At 40.4% G+C, this 18,448-nt stretch carries 23 protein-coding genes; 19 read left to right on the top strand and 4 right to left on the bottom strand.

What is annotated here, in order from left to right; genetic code table 11:
- Nucleotides 1-282 precede the first annotated feature (282 nt).
- The 5 genes from I588_RS18795 (at nucleotide 283) to I588_RS18775 (ending at nucleotide 5,122) form a co-directional block, all read left to right on the top strand.
- Nucleotides 283-2,022, top strand: a complete 1,740-nt coding sequence (locus I588_RS18795; RefSeq protein WP_010758441.1) for a sigma-54 interaction domain-containing protein — start codon at nucleotides 283-285, stop codon at nucleotides 2,020-2,022.
- A gap of 261 nt (nucleotides 2,023-2,283) precedes the next feature.
- Nucleotides 2,284-2,886, top strand: coding sequence for a DUF6088 family protein (locus tag I588_RS18790; protein WP_010758440.1), 603 nt, complete (start codon nucleotides 2,284-2,286; stop codon nucleotides 2,884-2,886).
- Nucleotides 2,883-3,881 (top strand): nucleotidyl transferase AbiEii/AbiGii toxin family protein, encoded by a 999-nt coding sequence (locus tag I588_RS18785; protein WP_010758439.1) that lies wholly within the window; start codon nucleotides 2,883-2,885, stop codon nucleotides 3,879-3,881. The genes I588_RS18790 and I588_RS18785 overlap by 4 nt, the downstream gene beginning before the upstream one ends.
- A 190-nt stretch (nucleotides 3,882-4,071) precedes the next feature.
- Nucleotides 4,072-4,383, top strand: coding sequence for a PTS lactose/cellobiose transporter subunit IIA (locus I588_RS18780; protein WP_010758438.1), 312 nt, complete (start codon nucleotides 4,072-4,074; stop codon nucleotides 4,381-4,383).
- Between the two features lie 88 nt (nucleotides 4,384-4,471).
- Nucleotides 4,472-5,122 (top strand): GNAT family N-acetyltransferase, encoded by a 651-nt coding sequence (locus I588_RS18775; protein WP_010758437.1) that lies wholly within the window; start codon nucleotides 4,472-4,474, stop codon nucleotides 5,120-5,122.
- A 66-nt stretch (nucleotides 5,123-5,188) separates the two neighbouring features.
- On the opposite strand, the gene I588_RS18770 is transcribed toward I588_RS18775, so the two are convergent.
- The gene (locus I588_RS18770; protein WP_010758436.1) at nucleotides 5,189-5,719 is read right to left on the bottom strand and encodes a PadR family transcriptional regulator; all 531 of its coding nucleotides are present in this window, start codon (nucleotides 5,717-5,719) and stop codon (nucleotides 5,189-5,191) included.
- A 115-nt stretch (nucleotides 5,720-5,834) separates the two neighbouring features.
- On the opposite strand from I588_RS18770, the gene I588_RS18765 reads away from it, so the two are divergent.
- From I588_RS18765 to I588_RS18750, 4 genes are all read left to right on the top strand, one after another.
- A complete protein-coding gene (locus I588_RS18765) occupies nucleotides 5,835-7,208 on the top strand; it encodes an MATE family efflux transporter (RefSeq protein WP_010758435.1) in 1,374 nt (457 codons plus the stop codon).
- Between the two features lie 151 nt (nucleotides 7,209-7,359).
- On the top strand, nucleotides 7,360-8,850 hold the full coding sequence (locus I588_RS18760; protein ID WP_010758434.1) for a BglG family transcription antiterminator: 1,491 nt from the start codon (nucleotides 7,360-7,362) through the stop codon (nucleotides 8,848-8,850).
- Nucleotides 8,840-9,268 carry a PTS sugar transporter subunit IIA gene (locus tag I588_RS18755; RefSeq protein ID WP_010758433.1) on the top strand — a complete coding sequence of 143 codons (429 nt, stop codon included), beginning with the start codon at nucleotides 8,840-8,842 and terminating at the stop codon, nucleotides 9,266-9,268. The genes I588_RS18760 and I588_RS18755 overlap by 11 nt, the downstream gene beginning before the upstream one ends.
- Nucleotides 9,265-9,576, top strand: a complete 312-nt coding sequence (locus I588_RS18750) for a PTS fructose transporter subunit IIB (RefSeq protein ID WP_010758432.1) — start codon at nucleotides 9,265-9,267, stop codon at nucleotides 9,574-9,576. Before I588_RS18755 ends, I588_RS18750 begins: the two co-directional genes overlap by 4 nt.
- 330 nt (nucleotides 9,577-9,906) lie before the next feature.
- Here I588_RS18750 and I588_RS18745 read toward each other — a convergent pair whose 3' ends face one another.
- Both I588_RS18745 and I588_RS18740 read right to left on the bottom strand, forming a co-directional pair.
- Nucleotides 9,907-10,857 (bottom strand): 1-phosphofructokinase family hexose kinase, encoded by a 951-nt coding sequence (locus I588_RS18745; RefSeq protein ID WP_010758431.1) that lies wholly within the window; start codon nucleotides 10,855-10,857, stop codon nucleotides 9,907-9,909.
- On the bottom strand, nucleotides 10,854-11,615 hold the full coding sequence (locus I588_RS18740; RefSeq protein ID WP_010758430.1) for a DeoR/GlpR family DNA-binding transcription regulator: 762 nt from the start codon (nucleotides 11,613-11,615) through the stop codon (nucleotides 10,854-10,856). Before I588_RS18740 ends, I588_RS18745 begins: the two co-directional genes overlap by 4 nt.
- 249 nt (nucleotides 11,616-11,864) lie before the next feature.
- Between I588_RS18740 and I588_RS18735 the strand changes: the two genes are divergently transcribed.
- From I588_RS18735 to I588_RS18705, 7 genes are all read left to right on the top strand, one after another.
- Entirely contained in the window at nucleotides 11,865-12,323 is a 459-nt protein-coding gene (locus I588_RS18735; RefSeq protein WP_010758429.1) for a PTS sugar transporter subunit IIA, read from the top strand.
- A gap of 21 nt (nucleotides 12,324-12,344) precedes the next feature.
- Nucleotides 12,345-12,644 (top strand): PTS sugar transporter subunit IIB, encoded by a 300-nt coding sequence (locus I588_RS18730; protein WP_010758428.1) that lies wholly within the window; start codon nucleotides 12,345-12,347, stop codon nucleotides 12,642-12,644.
- A gap of 25 nt (nucleotides 12,645-12,669) precedes the next feature.
- Nucleotides 12,670-14,064 carry a PTS galactitol transporter subunit IIC gene (locus I588_RS18725; RefSeq protein ID WP_010758427.1) on the top strand — a complete coding sequence of 465 codons (1,395 nt, stop codon included), beginning with the start codon at nucleotides 12,670-12,672 and terminating at the stop codon, nucleotides 14,062-14,064.
- Between the two features lie 24 nt (nucleotides 14,065-14,088).
- Nucleotides 14,089-14,352, top strand: coding sequence for a hypothetical protein (locus tag I588_RS18720; RefSeq protein WP_010758426.1), 264 nt, complete (start codon nucleotides 14,089-14,091; stop codon nucleotides 14,350-14,352).
- A gap of 15 nt (nucleotides 14,353-14,367) precedes the next feature.
- Nucleotides 14,368-15,120 carry a class II aldolase/adducin family protein gene (locus tag I588_RS18715; RefSeq protein ID WP_010758425.1) on the top strand — a complete coding sequence of 251 codons (753 nt, stop codon included), beginning with the start codon at nucleotides 14,368-14,370 and terminating at the stop codon, nucleotides 15,118-15,120.
- Nucleotides 15,121-15,217: 97 nt separating this feature from the next.
- The gene (locus I588_RS18710) at nucleotides 15,218-15,409 is read left to right on the top strand and encodes a hypothetical protein (protein WP_010758424.1); all 192 of its coding nucleotides are present in this window, start codon (nucleotides 15,218-15,220) and stop codon (nucleotides 15,407-15,409) included.
- 27 nt (nucleotides 15,410-15,436) lie between these two features.
- On the top strand, nucleotides 15,437-15,631 hold the full coding sequence (locus I588_RS18705) for a hypothetical protein (RefSeq protein ID WP_010758423.1): 195 nt from the start codon (nucleotides 15,437-15,439) through the stop codon (nucleotides 15,629-15,631).
- 28 nt (nucleotides 15,632-15,659) lie between these two features.
- Here the strand turns inward: I588_RS18705 and I588_RS18700 are convergent, their stop codons facing one another.
- Nucleotides 15,660-15,920 (bottom strand): metal-sensitive transcriptional regulator, encoded by a 261-nt coding sequence (locus tag I588_RS18700; RefSeq protein ID WP_010758422.1) that lies wholly within the window; start codon nucleotides 15,918-15,920, stop codon nucleotides 15,660-15,662.
- Between the two features lie 158 nt (nucleotides 15,921-16,078).
- On the opposite strand from I588_RS18700, the gene I588_RS18695 reads away from it, so the two are divergent.
- Genes I588_RS18695 through I588_RS18685 form a run of 3 tightly spaced genes read left to right on the top strand, consistent with a single transcriptional unit; the run spans nucleotide 16,079 to nucleotide 18,318 of the window.
- Nucleotides 16,079-16,390, top strand: a complete 312-nt coding sequence (locus I588_RS18695) for a rhodanese-like domain-containing protein (protein WP_010758421.1) — start codon at nucleotides 16,079-16,081, stop codon at nucleotides 16,388-16,390.
- A gap of 1 nt (nucleotide 16,391) precedes the next feature.
- A complete protein-coding gene (locus I588_RS18690; RefSeq protein ID WP_010758420.1) occupies nucleotides 16,392-18,041 on the top strand; it encodes an FAD-dependent oxidoreductase in 1,650 nt (549 codons plus the stop codon).
- Nucleotides 18,034-18,318, top strand: a complete 285-nt coding sequence (locus I588_RS18685) for a rhodanese-like domain-containing protein (RefSeq protein ID WP_010758419.1) — start codon at nucleotides 18,034-18,036, stop codon at nucleotides 18,316-18,318. Before I588_RS18690 ends, I588_RS18685 begins: the two co-directional genes overlap by 8 nt.
- The last annotated feature ends 130 nt before the right edge of the window (nucleotides 18,319-18,448 follow it).

Genomic DNA, 18,448 nt, shown 5'->3' with positions numbered 1-18,448 from the left:
TCACTTTAATTAAATGCAAGTAACGTGCCAGTTTTTTCTAATGATGTAATTTGCTTTTAAATCAAGGTTTTTGAGGGTTTTTCGAAGGCCCTATAAGAAATGAAGTGCAAAAAGTGCAAAAAAGAAGTGCAAAAAATTTTGCGAAAATGAAAAAAGTGCAAAAAAATTTGCTTTACTTTGTGATGGAATGTCTATAGTATGGTTTGTGAAAGAGACAGGATAATAGTACAACTGGAGATAATTGGTCTACTAGATATAGAGAAAAAAGATGGAGGAATTTGGATGAATCATGAGGAGACATTACGTGTTATTTCTCAATGCGGCTTGGGGGCAGTACTGGTGTCTAAAGACAAAAAAATCTTGGCAATCAATGAGACCGGAGATCGTTTATTACATGGAGAAGGCAAGCTTTTGGGTAAAGAATTACCGGAAAAAGCAGCAATTTTATATGAAGAAACTGAGTCGTCAAGCTATGCCAATATTGCCTTTGGTGAGTATTTGTGCCGCTGTCCAACACCAGAGCTGCCAGATTTACCAACCGATAGTGAATTGATCGTTTTTCGAGTGGCAACCAACGATGCCTGTCATGATATGTTGATCACTGTACTAAACGGCATCAGTGAATCAGTGATTCTATTTGACGCAGAAGGTCGCATTTATTTATTGAATGATGCGGCAGTTGAACTGGATTCAATTGTCACTTCAGATGTTTTAGGAAAGCATGTTACAGAGATTTATCAAGTAGAGGAAGGTAAATACCTTAAGGTTCCTCAAGTAATCGAGGAAAGACAGCCAGCCATGAACTTCCGTCAGCGCTACACAACTTGTTTCGGTAAAAAAGTAGATATTGTTGCGAATGTCATACCAATTGTGCAAAATAGTCAAACGTTGGGAGCTTTCAATGTCATGGAAGATTGGTCCGCAACCAACGAGCTGCATAAGCAAATTATTGATTTACAAGATAAGCTGCTGGTTAAGCCAAAGCCTTCTAAGAGTAAGGAGAAACAAACCTTAGCTGCGAAATTTCATTTTAACGATATTATTCATATTAGTCATGTAATGAACAAAATGGTGTCTCGCTGCAAACAAATTGCTCAATCAGATTCTTCGGTGATGATCTATGGTGAAACTGGAACAGGGAAAGAACTTTTGGCTCAAAGCATTCATAATGCTAGTAAACGTGCACAAGGTCCGTTTTTGGCGATAAACTGTGCAGCGATTCCCGAAAATTTATTGGAAGGGTTGTTGTTTGGAACAGAAGAAGGGGCTTATACAGGTGCTGAATCACGGGCGGGACTCTTTGAACAGGCTAACGGTGGTACATTGTTGTTAGATGAAATCAACTCTATGAGTATTATTTTGCAGGCTAAATTGCTGCGGGTACTGCAGGATGGAATGGTTCGACGAGTTGGAGGAATTGCGGAGACCCACGTGGATGTACGCGTGCTGTCTAATATCAATATCCCGCCTTATCAAGCAGTCGAGCAAAATATTATTCGACAGGATTTGTTCTATCGTTTGGGTGTAATAAATATTAGTATTCCACCATTGCGGGAACATAAAGAAGATATTCCGCTGCTATCAAAAAACTTCATCCATCGCTTTAATAAGAAATTAGCGCGTAATGTCCGCAACATTGATCAGGCGACCTTGGATTATTTCAATGCCTATGACTGGCCGGGAAATATTCGTGAGCTGCAGCACGCCATTGAATCTGCGATGAACATTCTGCCCAATGATCAATCGTTGATTACAACGGAATACATTCCGGAACATATTGTCCAATCAGTTAAAGTGGCTCCACAGGCTGAACATAAAATCGAAGCAGTCAGCAGTTCGCTAAATCATACACTGCAAAACATTGAGTTTCAAATGTTCCGCAATGCTTTACTGGCTAATAAAGGCAACATTTCAAGAACTGCTCGTGCGTTGGGGGTCAGCCGACAAACGTTGCAATACCGGATTAAGCGTAGTGGTATTGATGTGAAGGAGCTGTTGAGGGAAGAACTGGAGAAATCGTAGAGTGGATCAATGAAAGAGAATAAGTAAAATTTAAAGGAACGATTTTCTTTTAGTTGAAGAAAAATCGTTCTTTTTTGCATATCTTATGCAGAATGAGATTTTTGAAAGAGGGTGATCTAAATGCAGTAATAGATGATTCATGAACTACGGAGCAATCTACTACTTGAAAAATTCTCCAAAAACATATATTTTTGGAGAATTGAAATTACTGTTAAACGCTTGTATAATAGTCTTTATAATAGTTTCGTTCAGGAGGTATATATGGCTGTGAAAGATAAAATAAAAAATCGAGTTAGGATTGCTCCTAAAGGAAAGATTTTTGTGCTGTCTGATTTTGCTTCATTAGGAAACTATAAAGCAATTCAAAAACAAGTTAATTTATTGGTCCAAGAAGGAGAATTACGACAGCTGCACCGAGGAATTTATCAGAAACCTAAGTATAACGAATTGGTTCAGCGGATTGTTCCAGCTTCTGCTGAAGAAATTGCTGCTGCATATGCGAGGAAAAATCGTTGGAAAATTAGTCCAGCTGGTGATTTAGCATTAAATAAACTAGGTCTTTCAACTCAAGTCCCGGTTCAATATCATTATGTTAGCAGTGGACCTAGTAAAGAAATTGAACTTGAAAATGGACGTAAAATTACTTTTCGGCACGTAACACAGCGAGAAAGTGACATGCATCCAGTATCGGCAACTATAATTGAAGCATTGAAAACGTTAGGACAAGAAAATGTGACAAATAAAACAATGAAAAAAATTTCTAACCGATTGGATACTAAACAATATGAACAATTAAAAAAAGACAGTGTAAACGCCCGAAGTTGGATCAGAGATTTAATTAATAAGATGGAGGAGTATAGATGATCAAATTTTTGAGTCTTTCAGAAAGCGAACAAACAGACTTGTTTCGTATTGTGGCGGAAGATATGAGTATAATTGAAGCAGTCATTGAAAAGGATTTTTGGGTGGTATTAATGTTGGATATCTTATTCAATCATTCCAAATTTGGTCCCTATTTTGCATTCAAAGGTGGGACTTCTCTATCAAAGGCATATCATGTGATTCGTCGTTTTTCAGAAGATATTGATTTGATTTTAGATTGGCGTTTGTTAGGGTATGGTAAGAATGAGCCTTGGCTACAGCGCAGCAAAACAGCGCAGCGAAAATTTAATGATCAAGCAAACCAAAAGGCGGCTGAATGGATTAAGGATGAATTGATCCCTGAGCTTCAACTCCAGTTTCGAATATTAAAGATTTCGAACATTAGCCTACAAGTTGCTGTAGATGACACTCAAACAGTTGAAATATTTTATCCGCGATATCAGGAGGATCAGAGTCTCTTACAAGTGATTCGTTTAGAGATTGGTCCTTTAGCAGCATGGACCCCCTGTGAAAATAAAGAAATTTTATCTTATGTGGCTGGGCAGTTCCCTCAGCTTTTCGAGAATCCAAGTACAGTGATACCTACTGTGTCAATAAAGCGTACTTTCTGGGAGAAAGCAACCATTCTTCATAAGGAGGCAAATCGAAAAAATAGCCGAGTACCGGAAAGATATTCTCGACACTATTATGATTTGTATGAGATGTGCTATGCGGGGGTTAAAGAAAAAGCTTTTAATGATCTCGAATTATTACAACAAGTAATTTGTTTTAAGGAGAAGTTTTATGCGGACAACTCGGCTAGATATGAGGAAGTTTTTACGAAAGGTTTGAAGCTAATACCTTCACAGGAGCAAAAGAAATTATTGAAAGAAGATTATCAAAAGACACAGAATATGTTGTTTGGTGATTTTCCCAGCTTTACTGAAATTCTGACAAGGCTGGAGCAGCTAGAAAATGAATTCCAAACAAAATTATAGACAATTGTTATAGTTGAAATGAGGCTTCTTTTTGAGTATTTTTATCTGGTTGTTCAGTTAACCATACACTCAGTATTTTATGAGCCTGAAACAGTCCTCACTAACTAACTTGTTAGAATGACTGTGGTATGATAAATGAAGTAAACGTTCTAGAGAAAGTCAATGAATTATTGTAGACAGGAGATCAATTATGAACCAGCAAACGTTAGAAACGATTATGGGATTAATCATTCATAGTGGGAATGCGAAAAGCGATGCAATGGAAGCGATCACAGCCGCTAAAGCTGGAAATTTTGGTGAGGCGGAGGAAAAGCTTATCAGCGCTGAGGAATCTTTGGTTCAGGCCCACCGGACTCAAACCGAGCAGCTGACGGAAGAAGCGAATGGCAATCATATGGAGGTTACTTTGTTAGCTGTGCATAGTCAGGATCATTTGATGACAGCTGTGACTTTTATCGATTTAGCGAAAGAGATTATTGATTTGTATAAACGAATTGGTTAAGGGAACATGGAGATAGCTCACTGTCTCCATGTTCTTTTCTTTTGTTTAGATGCTATACTGGAAAGTGATAAAAACTGGAGGTTAATGGATGAAGATTATTATTCACAAGGAAGAGAAAAAGGATTATCGGATTGTAGAGGAAATTACTCGGGAAGCCTTCTGGAATTTGTATATTCCTGGAGCGATGGAGCATTTTATTGCGCACAGTATTAGGAAACATCCCGATTATCTACCTGAATTGTCTTTTGTGATCGAGCTAAACGGGAAAATTATTGGGAGTATTATCTACACAAAAGCTAAGGTTGTTGATTCAACAGGCGTTGAACATCCTTTAATATCGTTTGGCCCGGTCAGTATTTTGCCGGAGTATCATCGTCAAGGCTTTGGACGGAAGCTGATTGAACATTCGATTAATGAGGCGAAAAAGCTTGGATATAAGGCGATTATTATAGGTGGCTTCACGTATCATTATCATCCTTATGGGTTTGTAGGTTCGAAAAAATACAATATTGCGATGCCTGACGGGAAGTTCTACACTGGCATTATGGTACTTCCTTTGTATGAAGGTGCTTTAGACGGGATTAGCGGCACAGTCCATTTTTCTGAAGCTATGTATCCCGATGAATCAGTCTTTGCAGAATACGAGGCAACGTTTCCGGAAAAAGAGAAAAAGGTACTACCATGTCAGGCGGAATTTGAAACGGCTGTTAGTGAGCTTGATACGAATAGTTATGAGTAGGCTTTTTAGGAGGAGACAAGGATCAATTTAGATTCTTGTCTCCTCTTTTAGAGTTGAACATAGTCATTAACCTTCCAAACCTTCCTTCACACTATGCAACCACTTTTCGATAGCTTCAGCTAGGATAATCTGCTGCTGCAAAACGGCTAACCCGGTTTCAGGAATTTCGGCGCTGTGTTCTTTGGCGGCCTGGTTTTCGGCTAGGTAATTCTTTAGATTAACAATATTTTCTTCAATATTGGCGATACATTGCCTTTGCTCGTTTGGAGCTAGGCTGGCTAGATTAACCATGACAGCATTGAAATCTAGAAAGATGTGGATCGGCTGCTGAGAAATTTCCTGCATTAGTCGCTGAAATTCGGTCTGACCAGCATCGGTTAAGCCATAAATCGCTTTTTCAGCTTTGTTGCCTTCCTTAACCAAAGTGCTTTTGATATAGCCTTTGTTTTCCAGTTGAATGACTTTTTTATAAATTGATGGCGTACTAATTTTTACCCAGCGGGAAATGTTGCGGTATTCTACTAGCTTCTGAATATCATAGGCACTTAAGGGTTGCTGTTTGACCATGCCTAGGACAATTAAATCGATAGTGGCCATAAAATCCTCCTTTGAGCTGTTTGACATTTACTATAAATTATAGTAATGTTTTCTCGTTGCTATAATTTATAGTAAAGTTGTTTTGTTGCGGTGTCAATAGTGAGGAGTGTGTAAAATGAATAAAAAGATGGAACTGTTAGCAAGCGTCCCTGTACCCAAAGCCTTGTTGGCAATGGGGATTCCCACCATGATAGGAATGATGATCAATGCGTTGTACAATATTGTGGACGCATATTTTGTTGGTGGTTTGGGAAGCAGTCAGATGGGAGCTATTTCGGTGGCCTTTCCATTAGGGCAAGTGGTCGTAGGTTTGGGTCTGTTGTTTGGGAATGGGGCAGCTTCGTACATTTCTCGTTTGCTGGGTAATGGTGACAAGGAGAAGGCGGATCAGGTAGCGAGTACAGCCCTTTATAGCAGTGTGATGCTGGGAGCAGTTGTAATTGTTATAGTAGTGATTTTCTTACGACCGTTGTTAATGTTTCTTGGGGCGACAGAAAGCATTTTGCCTTATGCCTTAAGCTACACGAGCATCTATGTAGGATTTTCGATTTTTAATGTGTTCAATGTCACTATGAACAATATTGTGACCAGTGAAGGTGCGGCTAAAACGACCATGGGGGCTTTGTTGATTGGGGCGTTTCTGAATATTTTGCTGGATCCATTTTTTATTTATACCCTGGGGTTGGGAGTAGCAGGAGCTGCGATCGCGACAGCTATTTCGCAAATTGTTTCCAGTTGTGTCTATTTAATTTACATTCTTCGGAAGAAAAGTGTGTTCACCTTCAGCCCACGTTCGTGTCGCTGCTCCAAGGAAAATATGTCAGAAATTTTAAAGATTGGTGTTCCTACGTTAATCTTCCAAGTGCTAACCAGCCTTTCAATTTCTTTGATTAATATGGAAGCCCGTGGATATGGGGACTCGGTGATTGCTGGAATGGGAGCAGTAACTAGAATTGTTTCCTTAGGCAGCATGATGATTTTTGGGTTTATCAAAGGATTCCAGCCGATTGCCGGCTACAGCTATGGTGCGAAGAAATATGGACGACTGCAGGAGGCAATTAAAATCTCACTTCTTTGGTCAACCGTCTTTTGTGCTCTCTTCAGTCTAGTGATAATTTTATTTCCGGGAGGGATTATTAGTCAATTTACCAATGAGGATCATCAGCTGATTCAAATTGGAGAGCAGGCGTTGCGAGCTAATGGCTTTTCCTTCTTGTTGTTTGGGTTCTATACAGTTTATTCTTCATTGTTTCTAGCTTTAGGAAAAGCGCAGGAGGGCTTCATTTTAGGCGCTTGTCGCCAGGGGATTTGTTTTATTCCAGTAATTTTGCTGTTGCCAATTTTCCTTGGTTTAGATGGAATAGTGTTTGCTCAGCCAGTGGCGGATGTACTTTCAGCGGTGATTGCTTTAGTGATGGCGATGCGTTTACGCAAGGAGCTAGCCATGGAAAAGGCAGATATTGCTGTGATAAAAGAAAGTAATGAGTGAGAAGGAACGCTAGGTGCAGGCTTTCCTTTTTTTGTCCGTTAGTTATAATTAAGGGACATTTTTGAATTTTTGTCCGTTGCAACGGTCAAAAACGAGTGAAGCGTTTTCTCGTTTATCAGGTATGATAAAATTACCTAAGGAGGGGATAGTCATGGGCTCAAAAGAGGATCGCCAACAACGGCTGTTGCTGCTTCTATCAAAACGACAGGATTATGTCACCTCAGATGAATTGGCTGAGTTTTTGGGTTTGTCTCAAAAAACGATTTATCGTTTAATCAAAAAGATTAACGATGAGCATGCTGCAGGGGATTTAATTACGTCTGAGAAGGGGCGGGGCTACAAGCTAAATTATGAAAAATACATCAGTCAGCAAACAGCTCAGCCTAGCCAAAGAAGCCAGTATTCGCCAACTGAACGGCGCAACCGTGTGACCGAAGAGCTATTGCTTTCTTCACCTCACGCGAAAAATGTCTATGACCTGTTTGAAGAATATTATGTAGGAGACTCAGTGATTTTTAGTGATGAGCAGCTGATTGCAGAACGCCTGCAAACCTATGGACTAATCTTGGAACGCAAGCAGCGGACCTTAGCTGTGAAGGGCAAGGAATCTGATATTCGTCGAGCAATTGCCGACTTGATTCAAATGCATGATATTGTAGACATTAATGAGTTGAAAAATGATCAAGAACTGAATTTTAATCACTATGACGTGCTGTTTATCTTGGATCAAATCAAGATCATTGAAAAACAGCTGGAGATTGATATTCCTTATCCATATAACGTAAATATTTTTTCTCATTTATATATTCTGATCAGCCGGCTGCGCAAGGTAGGGAAAATTCCGACTGCTGAGCTGAATCATTTAACCGCTAAGGAAGAAAGTGAGCTACAGCAGGACCAGCTGCTTTATCAGGTGGCCAAGGCTGCCATCGCTAACGTGGAAAATTATTTGCATGATCCGCTGCCAGAGATGGAAGTCTACTATTTGTATCAATACCTGACTTCTTCACGAGCTCAGCGTGCCATCAGTAAAGTGACCAAATTTTCGCCAGAGGTAGCGGCGATCACTCAGGCGTACTTGGACGGCATGAGTCAACGGTTGAATATCCCCATCAAAGGGGAATCGATTTTCCTGGATTTAGCCAATCATATCAAGCCAATGCTGAATCGGTTAGCTCATCAAATTCGTGTGAAAAACAGCCTGTTGAATCAGATTAAAATGACTTATGATGAAATATTTACCTTTGTTACAGCGGTTTCTGAGGAGGTTTGCCGCGAATTTAAATTGGCACCGATTAACGAAGACGAGAATGGCTTTATCACTTTGTATTTTGCCCGTATTATTGAGACCAATCAGCTGCCGATTCGCACAGTGATTATGTGTACCACTGGTTTAGGAACTTCGGAGCTGTTGAAGGTAAAGGTAGAGAAGAAGTTTCCGGAGTTGGAAATTGTTGATGTAATTGCTTCGCGGGATTCGAAGGAATTTTTGAAAAAATATCCCGATGTTGATTTGATTTTGTCAACAATCCAACTAAAAGAAGCGCTGCCGTTTCACTTTTTACTGGTGAGCGCCATGTTTACCTCTGACGATCAAAACCGGCTGCAAAAGAAGATAGAGGAGATTTATGATGAACGATAAGTTAATCCAGATCTTTTTTGATAGTTCGTTGACTAGCAAGGCGGAAGTATTTCAATTAATTGCAGAACAAGCCAATCCAGCTAAAAAAGAAGAGCTGTATAACCTGTTGCAAAACCGTGAAACGGTGGGCAGCACATTGATTGCTGAAAACATTGTCTTGCCTCATTTGGAAAGTGAAGCGGTGCTGAAAAGTCAGGTTCTGTTTCTTAAATTTCGTCAGGAAATCGATTGGGGTGAACAAACCGGACCCGTAAAATTGGCAATTGCCATTATTTTGAAGAAGCAGGAGGAACAGGCGGTCAAAGTAGCTATCAGTCAGCTTACTCGTACCTTAGCAGATGAGGAATATTTAGCCGAGCTGTTGTTAGCCGAAGAGCCAGAAGCATTTAACCAACTGATTAGGAGGAAACACGAATGAAAATTGTTGGAGTTGCTGCATGTACAGTAGGGATTGCCCATACGTATATTGCGCAAGAAAAACTGGAAAACGCTGCGAAAAAAGCTGGCTTTACTATGAAGGTAGAAACCCAAGGGACAATTGGTATCGAAAATGAATTGACACAGGAAGAAATTGATCAGGCAGATATTGTGATACTAGCGATAGATGTAAAAATTTCCGGTCGGGAACGCTTTGATGGCAAACGGGTGATTCAAGTGCCTACAGAGGTAGCGGTGAAGTCGCCAAATAAGTTGATTGAAAAAGCGCAAGAGGTTGTAAAGGCTTAGAAGTGAGGCATGGATGTTCTTGACTCATAACTGAATGCGGATACAAAACGTGGTGCTCTAAGTACTTCAAACTGCTGACTTCGTAAAGTCCTTTTACCAACTCTGAAGCTGTGTGGATAGTTCAGTTCATTAAAGGATAACCGGACGGATAATCAGAATAACTAAAAACGGGGAGCTCTTCCCGTTTTAACTCGAAAATTTCGGATCGTTAAGGTCCGTTTTTTTTTGCACAAAATGCAAGTCGACTATATTTTGTGCTAACTCTGCAGGTTGTAGTTTCCAGATTTTTGTAAATAGTGGTTAAATAATAGTTTGTCTTAATCTTAACGGTTAGATCGCTTGAACTTGAATATCCTGTACAAATTGTTTCACATGATCCACATCAATTACTCCGACTTCGCCATGCTGGGCATTTGACATGCCGCAAGCCATCGAATATTTCAGGGCTTCTTCTAGTTTATAGTTCTTTTCAATGGCATGGGCAAAGCCGCCAACAGAAGCATCACCTGATCCAGTGGTGTTCGTGATGTTGATTTTGGGAATGGTTATATCGTAGAAGCTGTCTTTCGCTTTGCACAAAGCCCCTTCGCTGCCGCAAGAGATCATAATGTAGTCAATGCCTTCAAAATAAGGATGGTTTAGTTCTCTGCGAGCTTGCTCCTTAGTTAAAATGTTCTTATTCAGTATTTCGCCCAGTTCATGAACATTTGGTTTAATGAAGTTGGGCTTATAGGACGTGCTTTTAAGCAGTGCTTTCAACTGCTCTCCTGAAACATCCATGAATACCGGAATGTGTTTACCAATTTTTTCTCTAATATAAGTCAACATTTCTAAGTACAATTGCTGATTGTCAGAGTTGACTGATCCAGAAATGCAAATGAGATCTACCGGCTCTTGCTCATTTCGGTGAACAACCTTTTCTAATAGCTGAAACGCTTCGTTGTCAGATATTTTTGGTCCACTTTCGACAATTTCTGTGTGAGTATTGTCGTCGTGCATGATGGTAATCGCGTTCCGGGTTTCGCCATCAGCCTGCAGCATGTCTAATTCAAAGAGGTTTTCCTGCTGCAAGTATTTATTCACGAGGGTCCCAAAATCTCCTCCCAAAAATCCAGTTAATAAAACCTTCGAACCAGACATTGCCGCTGTTCGCCCAGCGTTTACCCCTTTTCCGCCAACTGATTTCGTTGGCGTTTGGAATCGGTTCATGCCACCTAAAGTAAAGTGATCAATGAAATAGGCAAAATCCATAGAAGGGTTCATAGTTATTGTGACAATCATTGGAGCTCCTCCTTCAAAATTGTAGTGTACTGACTATAATGAGCCGCTAATTCTTCAGAAATTTCGTTGTCTGTCACTAAATAATCATGCTCGCTAAGACGAGTGAAGGTATAGACATCAGACACCCCTAATTTCGAGCTGTCTGCAACGATACAGGTTACTTTGGCCTTTTCGAAAGCGGCATTTTGTACAGCACCTTCGTCAAATTGAGCTGTGGTGACATTGTCATCGAAAATGCCATTCGTTGCTGCAAAAGCAATATCGATGTTTAAGTTATCAAAGGACCGGACAGCCACTTCTCCCACAAATTCCTCAGTAGTATGCGAAAATTCACCACCGGTTAGTATAATGCGATAATCGGTGTGCTCTTTCAAATAAGTAAAGGCAATTAAACTGTTGGTAATGACAAATAGATTTTTTCGCTGGATTTCCGGCAACGCATAATACAAGGTTGTGCCTGCTCCAATAAAAATAATCGAATTATCTTTAATTAAGCTGTTGATAATCTTTCCTATATACTTCTTTTGCGTGACGTTCGTATCGATTTTTTCGCCAGTAGATAATTCTTTATCAAGAATATCTAATTTTTGTGCGCCACCGTATAGCTTAGTCAGCTTTTTTTGCTGGGCTAGTTCGGTTATGTCGCGCCGAATCGTCATTTCTGAAACGTTTAAGCGTGAAGCTATCTCTACAATAGAAAGATACGTATGCTGTTGAACCAAGTCTAAAAGCTTTGTTTGTCGCTCTTGTTTAAGCATTAACCAATTCCCTCCTTTTTTTGTTCTATATTGTTAAAGTTTGTTTTATATGAGTGTTCTAGTTCATTATATAGCCTTACAACTAGTTTTTCAAGGGACAAACAGAAATATTTTGTTCGACTTTGTTAAAAGAAACCGTTGACAACGAGTCTTCATCATTATATGATGTGTATGTAAAACAAAACGTAACATAGTTGAACATCAAATTAACAAACTTTGACAGAGAGAAACAGAAATAGGAGGTATCCAATGGACTACAAAGAGATGTTTGATCCGAAGTTGATTGATTTAGAGGTAGAAGCTGCTTCAGAAGAAGAGGCCTTTGAGGTTGTTGCAGCGAAGCTTAAGGAAGCAGGAATGGTGAATGACGGGTATTTTGATGGGATAACCCAGCGTGAGCAGCGTTTTCCAACAGGGTTAATAACCCAACATTTAAATATCGGGTTACCACATTCTGATCCTGAATTTGTAGAAAAGCCATTTGTTTTTGTTTGTCGCTTGAAAAATCAAGTCGGCTGCCGCCAAATGGGTGATAGTCAGGAGATGCAGGTGAAAGATTTATTCTTTTTGGGAATCAGTGATGGAAAGAACCAGGTTGGCTTACTGCAAGCATTTATGAATTTGTTTATGGATGAATCATTTGTCCAAGCGTATCGAGAAGCGGAAGAAGCAAATGCTGTTTATCAGTTGTTTGTAGAAAATATTTAAAACCATTAGGAGGAAAAAGAAATGAACAGAAAATTAATCGTAGCATGCGGTAGTGGAGTAGCAACAAGTCAAACAATTGCAAGTAAAATCGCTAGTAAATTTGAAGAAGATGGCGTGGATTATCCAGTAGAAGCTGTCGATTACAAATCCATTCTAAATGAGCTGCCTTCAGCCGGCATTTATGTGTATATTGCTCAACCAGATGCAGATGTTTTAGCAAAAGCAGAAGAACTAGGAGTGAAGGTTTTCCCAGGAATTCCATTTTTAACTGGCATGGGTGCCGATGAAATTTATAGTGATATTTTAGCGTTAGTACAATAAAAATAGGGAAGCGAGGGTTAAAAAAGTGGAGATATTTCAAGAGATTATTAATTACATTTTAGGGTTGGGATCAGCTATTTTTGTTCCACTAATTATTCTATTATTAGGCCTTCTTGCTGGAATGAAATTAAAGAAAGCTTTCATGTCAGCAGTCACATTAGGAATTGCGTTTACCGGGATGTCGATGGTAATCGGCTTTATGTCCAATGCGGTTAGTCCTGCTTCAGAAGCTTTGGCAAAAAATACTGGTATTAGTTTACCTGCGCTTGACTTAGGGTGGACCGGTGCAGCCAGTATTACTTGGTCATGGACATACGCCTTTGTCTTTTTCGCAGTCACAATCGGCGTGAACTTTTTACTATTGGTATTGAACCTAACCAAAACCTTAAATGTTGATATGTGGAATGTTTGGGGCAAAGCACTTACAGCTTATTTGGTTTATTATGTTTCCGGTAGTTTGATTGCTGGCTTTGTGACAGCGATTATTCAAGTGGTGTTAGAGCTGAAACTAGGCGATATGTTCCAGCGTCACATTCAAGATTTAACTGGTATTCCATTGGTAACGGTGACCCACTTTATGACTTCTTCAGCTGTACTGCTGCTGCCGTTTAATATGTTGATGGACAAAATTCCGTTTTTCAACAAGCGCTCAGATACTAATGCGTTGAAATCCAAATTGGGTATTTTCTCTGAAAATTCAGTGATGGGCTTTATTATCGGTCTAGGCTTAGGACTAGCAGCGGCTTATGGCGTATCCGGTTCCTTGAATTTAGCGATTCAAGTTGCTACAGCAATGGCTCTTTTCCCAATGATTTCAAAAATGTTCATGCAATCATTGTCACCATTGGCTGATGCAATGTCAGAATTTATGAAACGCAAATTTAAAGATCGTGAAGTGTACATTGGATTAGACTGGCCAATTTTAGCAGGTCGTTCTGAAATCTGGGTTACAGCGATTCTGTTGGTGCCGGTATTTATCGGTTATGCGATTGTGTTGCCAGGTAATGAAGTATTACCATTAGCTGGGATCATTAATTATGCTATTGCAGTTGGCGGTTTGTTGTTAACTGGTGGGAACTTGGCTCGTATGCTGGTTCTCGGCGTAATTTCTCTACCGATTTACTTGTATGCAGCGACTTATCTTGCACCGATTCTTTCAGGACTTGCTGAACAAACAGGTGCTGTTGAAGGCTTTAAGCAAGGTCAATCGATTACTTGGTCTTCAATTGAAGGACCGGAATTTCGGATTTTCTTTGCCGAAGCTTTCAATTTGAATCCGGCAGCGATTGCTGGAGTAGTCATTTTTATGGGATTGTTTGTTCTATTGTATAAATACATGAACAAGGTAGAAGTACCAAGTAAACGTTATGAACAAGGAACAAAAGAAAAAAATTTAAAAGTAGAAACCACAGCAAAATAAAAAAGTTGTAAGGAGAGACTAGTGATGAAGCAAAGTGATAAAGGAAAAGTGAAATGGTATTTGCTCTTGTTTTTAGCGGTAAGTCTTTTCCTTACGGCGATGGCAACTCAGCAAATTGCCTTAAATTTTGTAGTGATTGGTTTAGCGTTGGTCATTTATAAATTTGGCAGTCCGGTTTTGTTCGGCGAATACGAAGAGAAGCGTAAACAAAAGCTTGCGGATTCTTTAGTGGTTCGTGAAGCTGCTAAAGAAGTGCTAAATTCTGGAGAGCTATTTAAAAAGAAATAATTGGAGGAAATAGACATGTCGGATGGAAGAATGTTATTTGAAAGAGAAAGAGAAGATTTAGCAAAGATCGTGCGACTTATTTTTACAAGAAAAAACACCAACGTTGCAGGAGGAAATTTCTCTTTCTTAGCAGCAGACGAAACAGGTAAAGAGTACATTATCATGACACCAACCATGATGTCAGAAGCTTATTTAGGAGAGCTATCCGCAGCGCAAATTTTAGTAGTAGACCCTGAAACAAGAGAAGTCATCAGTGGTGTAGGCAGCCTTACCCGAGAAATCAATATGCATCAAGCGGTTTACAATACCAATCCGAAAATCAAGGCAGTGCTGCATTCTCATGCACCGAATGCTATGTTCTGGGCTACTAGCGGTTTGCCTATGCCTAACCTGACTGAAGCGACACAAAAAGTTGGTCCGGTTCCGGTTATGAAGTTTGCGCCGAATTGTTCTGAAGATTTGGCAGAAATTACTAGTACGTATATTCGGGAAAATGATTTGCCAGTTCCTCATATGCTGCTTTTGGACAGTCACGGGGTGCTGATTAACGCTACTGGTGAAACAGGTATGATGGCGATGCATAAAGCATTGTCGATTCTTGATACAGTTGAATGGAATGCTGAAATTGCCTATAAACAAGCCATTTTCCAAGCGTTAGGAATTACGAACAGCTTCCACTCTAAAGGTGAAGATATTGCTGATTTAGGTGACTTAAAAACGAAAACCCCTATTTATAATCGAGCTAAAATCGCTGCAGGCGGTGATTAGTTGTTGAGAAGAGAGAATTTAGGTTCTCTCTTTTTTGTTTGTATTTCTGTTGTTAGGGAGAAAGTTTTGTATCATGGAGAAGAGGGAGGAGTGAAGCATGTTAAAGCGTTATCAGCAAATCATTGATGATATGTACCGGCAACAGGAAACGGAATCGAATGAAGAGAAGCTTGCCAATACTCGTCTGCGAAATCTGCGAATGGCAGCGATAATTAGTGATTATTTAAAACAGCTGGCGGGGACCGAGTTGATCGTTACTGGCGGTTTATCAGTGGATTTTTACACATAGGGTGGCTACAGTACGCAGGATATTGATTTGACCACATCAGCTGAAAAAGAATTGGCGATTGTCTTGGAAATGCTGGGCTTCAGTAAAAATGGTAAGTACTGGGAACACGCTTATAGTAAAAAGAAAACCCGTGATCCTGAAAAAGCGGCTTCGTTAAAAAACTGGAAAACAAGCGGAATGGGTTTAAGATTGGCAAAATTTGAATTTACCGCAAAAGCGTAACCGCCTTTTACAAAAAAGGCAGTTACGCTTATTTTTTTATGATCATATTGATAGCCTGTTCCATTTTTTCGGCCTGTTCAGTTGGGTTGTCACTGGGATTTTCTAAACAATGTTTGAGGTTGTCGGCAACAATCATGCCCATTACGCGGTCGATGCTGGAACGGATGGCGCTTAGCTGGGTAATGACATCGATGCATTCCTTTTCCTCTTCGATCATTTTCTGAACTCCGCGAATTTGACCTTCGGCACGTCGTAACCGATTGGTAATTTTCTTTTGTTCCTCTTCCATGGGACACCTTCTTTTCTTTCCTTTGAACAAAATATACCACGGGAGGTATTTGTGGTTCAAGTAAAATGTTTGGTTCAAATAAGCTAACATAGTTGACAATCCTGTTCTAATGCTTTTTAATATACCCCATAAGGTATTTTAAGACGGGAGAGAAGTATATGTTTGGATTTTTAAAAGGGGTATCAACTGTTTCAACAACGGAGCTTTCAGAGCTCTTGGCTGAAGATATTGAACTTTTGGATGTCCGTTCACCAGCCGAATACCGGTCGGGGCATATTGCAAAAGCAGTGAATATATCATTAAATAAAATTGATACCTACAATGGTAAAGGGAAGCCAGTGTATGTCATTTGTCAATCGGGAATGCGCAGCAAAAAAGCAGCGAAAGCGTTAAGTAAAAAAGGGTATGATGCAATAAACGTCCGTGGGGGAATGGCCCAATGGAACGGAAAAGTCAGAGGAGGAAAATAAGATGAAAATTGTCGTTGTCGGTGGGGTAGCTGGCGGAATGTCAGCAGCTACGCGTTTACGTCGGTTGATGGAGGATGCTGAAATTGTCGTGTTCGAGAAAGGGCCGTTTGTTTCTTTCGCTAACTGCGGTCTGCCATATTATGTGTCTGGAGAAATTGCGGAAAGAGATCAGTTGCTGGTTCAAACACCTGAAGCTTTAAAGGCGCGTTTTAATTTAGATGTTTGGCCGATGCATGAAGTAATTGAGATTATTCCCCAAGAGCACAAAGTGAAGGTGCTGCATGAGGGTGCGGTATCGGAGGAGAGTTACGATAAGCTGATTCTGTCACCGGGAGCCAAGCCGTTTATTCCAGCAATTAAAGGAATGGATCAAGCGGAAAATGTTTTTAGTTTGCGTAATTTACCGGATTTGGATCGGATCATGGCAGCCGTTACAGATCAGGCGAAGGAAGCTGTAGTGATCGGGGCTGGTTTTATAGGTTTAGAAATGGCGGAAAATTTGAGCAAACGAGGCCTAAAGGTAACCATTGTTGAAAAGGCGCCGCATGTTTTGCCGCCGTTGGATGAAGAAATGGCTGCTGCTGTGCAAAATGAATTATTAAAGCAAGGAGTAAAGGTGATCACTTCTCAATCAGCTGTGGCCTTTGAATCTCAAGGGAAAAAAGTCGTTTTGGAGGATGGCACAGAGCTGACTTCGGATTTAACGATTTTATCAGTAGGTGTGCAGCCGGAAAATACCTTGGCTGAGCAGGCTGGTTTGGAATTAGGGTTACGCGGCGGCATCGTTGTGAATGAAAACTATCAAACCAACGAGCCGGATGTTTATGCTGTTGGAGATGCCATCGTAGTGAAGCAGCAAATCACTGGCGAGGATGCATTGATTTCCTTGGCATCACCCGCTAATCGTCAGGGTCGCCAAGCAGCGGACGCTATTGCCGGTCTTAACCGAAAGAATAAAGGCAGTATCGGTACAGCAATTGTCCGAATGTTTGATTTGTCGGCAGCTTCGACGGGCTTAAGTGAACGGACAGCCAAGCTGGCAGGTTTGGATGTATCCGTTGTACATGTAATAGGCAAAGACCATGCGGGATATTATCCTGGTGCGACAGACGTCAGCTTGAAACTGGTTTTTAATGCCACAACTGGTGATATTTATGGTGCGCAGGGTGTAGGTGCTAAAGGAGTAGACAAACGGATTGATATTTTGGCGACAGCGATCAAGGGCGGGTTAACCATTTTTGATCTGCCAGAATTGGAATTTACCTATGCACCGCCTTTTGGTTCGGCCAAGGACCCGGTAAACATGCTAGGCTATGCAGCGATGAATTTAGCAGAAGGCTTGAGTCATTCCATTCAATGGCATGAGTTGAAGCAAGAATTGGCCAGTGGGAAAATATTGCTGGATGTACGGAATGAAGCGGAATTAAGTAATGGACGTTTCAAGCAGTCTATGAATATTCCGTTGAATCAATTGCGGGGACGAATTGGCGAACTAGATCCGAGTCAAGAGTATATTGTCAGCTGTCACAGCGGTTTGCGCAGTTATGTAGCCGAAAGAATTTTGGTGCAAAATGGATTCAAGGTGCAAAATCTGGACGGTGCTTTTGCTCTGTATAAGACGGTTTTACCGGAGGAACTGGACTATGTATAGAACGATTACAATGGATGAATTTTACCACAGTCAGCAGCCGATCATCGATGTTCGCGAAGTGCATGAATATCAGATGGGGCATGTTCCAGAGGCTGTCAATCTGCCTTTAAGTACGCTTAACGAAAGTTTTCAGCAGCTGGATGCAGCCAAAGAATACCAGGTGATTTGCCAATCAGGCGCACGTTCTGAAATGGCTTGTGAATTTTTAAGTAGGAAAGGTTACCGAGTAGTGAATGTTTTAGGTGGGACTTCTGCTTGGAAGGGCAAGCTCGTTTAATAGAGAGAAAACTGTTCAGTTGAAGAGCTGAACAGTTTTTTTGCGTATCTTTCGTTTCTGCGTGCAGTAAATGTTAGAAGATCTGACGCGAGTTGTCTGGATTTTTAAAATAATTTTCTTTCGTGTCAGA

Origin of the sequence: Enterococcus pallens ATCC BAA-351, assembly GCF_000407485.1 — a bacterium.
Classification (GTDB): Bacteria; Bacillota; Bacilli; order Lactobacillales; family Enterococcaceae; genus Enterococcus_A; species Enterococcus_A pallens.
The sequence above is the reverse complement of the archived record's forward strand: the minus strand, read 5'-3'. Positions and strand labels throughout refer to the sequence as shown.

What these genes read in the sequence shown, in the direction of transcription:
- I588_RS18795 (WP_010758441.1), top strand. Translation starts at nt 283, where the DNA reads ATGAATCATGAGGAGACATTACGTGTTATTTCTCAATGCGGCTTGGGG.
- I588_RS18790 (WP_010758440.1), top strand. Translation starts at nt 2,284, where the DNA reads ATGGCTGTGAAAGATAAAATAAAAAATCGAGTTAGGATTGCTCCTAAA.
- I588_RS18785 (WP_010758439.1), top strand. Translation starts at nt 2,883, where the DNA reads ATGATCAAATTTTTGAGTCTTTCAGAAAGCGAACAAACAGACTTGTTT.
- I588_RS18780 (WP_010758438.1), top strand. Translation starts at nt 4,072, where the DNA reads ATGAACCAGCAAACGTTAGAAACGATTATGGGATTAATCATTCATAGT.
- I588_RS18775 (WP_010758437.1), top strand. Translation starts at nt 4,472, where the DNA reads ATGAAGATTATTATTCACAAGGAAGAGAAAAAGGATTATCGGATTGTA.
- I588_RS18770 (WP_010758436.1), bottom strand. Translation starts at nt 5,719, where the DNA reads ATGGCCACTATCGATTTAATTGTCCTAGGCATGGTCAAACAGCAACCC.
- I588_RS18765 (WP_010758435.1), top strand. Translation starts at nt 5,835, where the DNA reads ATGAATAAAAAGATGGAACTGTTAGCAAGCGTCCCTGTACCCAAAGCC.
- I588_RS18760 (WP_010758434.1), top strand. Translation starts at nt 7,360, where the DNA reads ATGGGCTCAAAAGAGGATCGCCAACAACGGCTGTTGCTGCTTCTATCA.
- I588_RS18755 (WP_010758433.1), top strand. Translation starts at nt 8,840, where the DNA reads ATGAACGATAAGTTAATCCAGATCTTTTTTGATAGTTCGTTGACTAGC.
- I588_RS18750 (WP_010758432.1), top strand. Translation starts at nt 9,265, where the DNA reads ATGAAAATTGTTGGAGTTGCTGCATGTACAGTAGGGATTGCCCATACG.
- I588_RS18745 (WP_010758431.1), bottom strand. Translation starts at nt 10,857, where the DNA reads ATGATTGTCACAATAACTATGAACCCTTCTATGGATTTTGCCTATTTC.
- I588_RS18740 (WP_010758430.1), bottom strand. Translation starts at nt 11,615, where the DNA reads ATGCTTAAACAAGAGCGACAAACAAAGCTTTTAGACTTGGTTCAACAG.
- I588_RS18735 (WP_010758429.1), top strand. Translation starts at nt 11,865, where the DNA reads ATGGACTACAAAGAGATGTTTGATCCGAAGTTGATTGATTTAGAGGTA.
- I588_RS18730 (WP_010758428.1), top strand. Translation starts at nt 12,345, where the DNA reads ATGAACAGAAAATTAATCGTAGCATGCGGTAGTGGAGTAGCAACAAGT.
- I588_RS18720 (WP_010758426.1), top strand. Translation starts at nt 14,089, where the DNA reads ATGAAGCAAAGTGATAAAGGAAAAGTGAAATGGTATTTGCTCTTGTTT.
- I588_RS18715 (WP_010758425.1), top strand. Translation starts at nt 14,368, where the DNA reads ATGTCGGATGGAAGAATGTTATTTGAAAGAGAAAGAGAAGATTTAGCA.
- I588_RS18710 (WP_010758424.1), top strand. Translation starts at nt 15,218, where the DNA reads ATGTTAAAGCGTTATCAGCAAATCATTGATGATATGTACCGGCAACAG.
- I588_RS18700 (WP_010758422.1), bottom strand. Translation starts at nt 15,920, where the DNA reads ATGGAAGAGGAACAAAAGAAAATTACCAATCGGTTACGACGTGCCGAA.
- I588_RS18695 (WP_010758421.1), top strand. Translation starts at nt 16,079, where the DNA reads ATGTTTGGATTTTTAAAAGGGGTATCAACTGTTTCAACAACGGAGCTT.
- I588_RS18690 (WP_010758420.1), top strand. Translation starts at nt 16,392, where the DNA reads ATGAAAATTGTCGTTGTCGGTGGGGTAGCTGGCGGAATGTCAGCAGCT.
- I588_RS18685 (WP_010758419.1), top strand. Translation starts at nt 18,034, where the DNA reads ATGTATAGAACGATTACAATGGATGAATTTTACCACAGTCAGCAGCCG.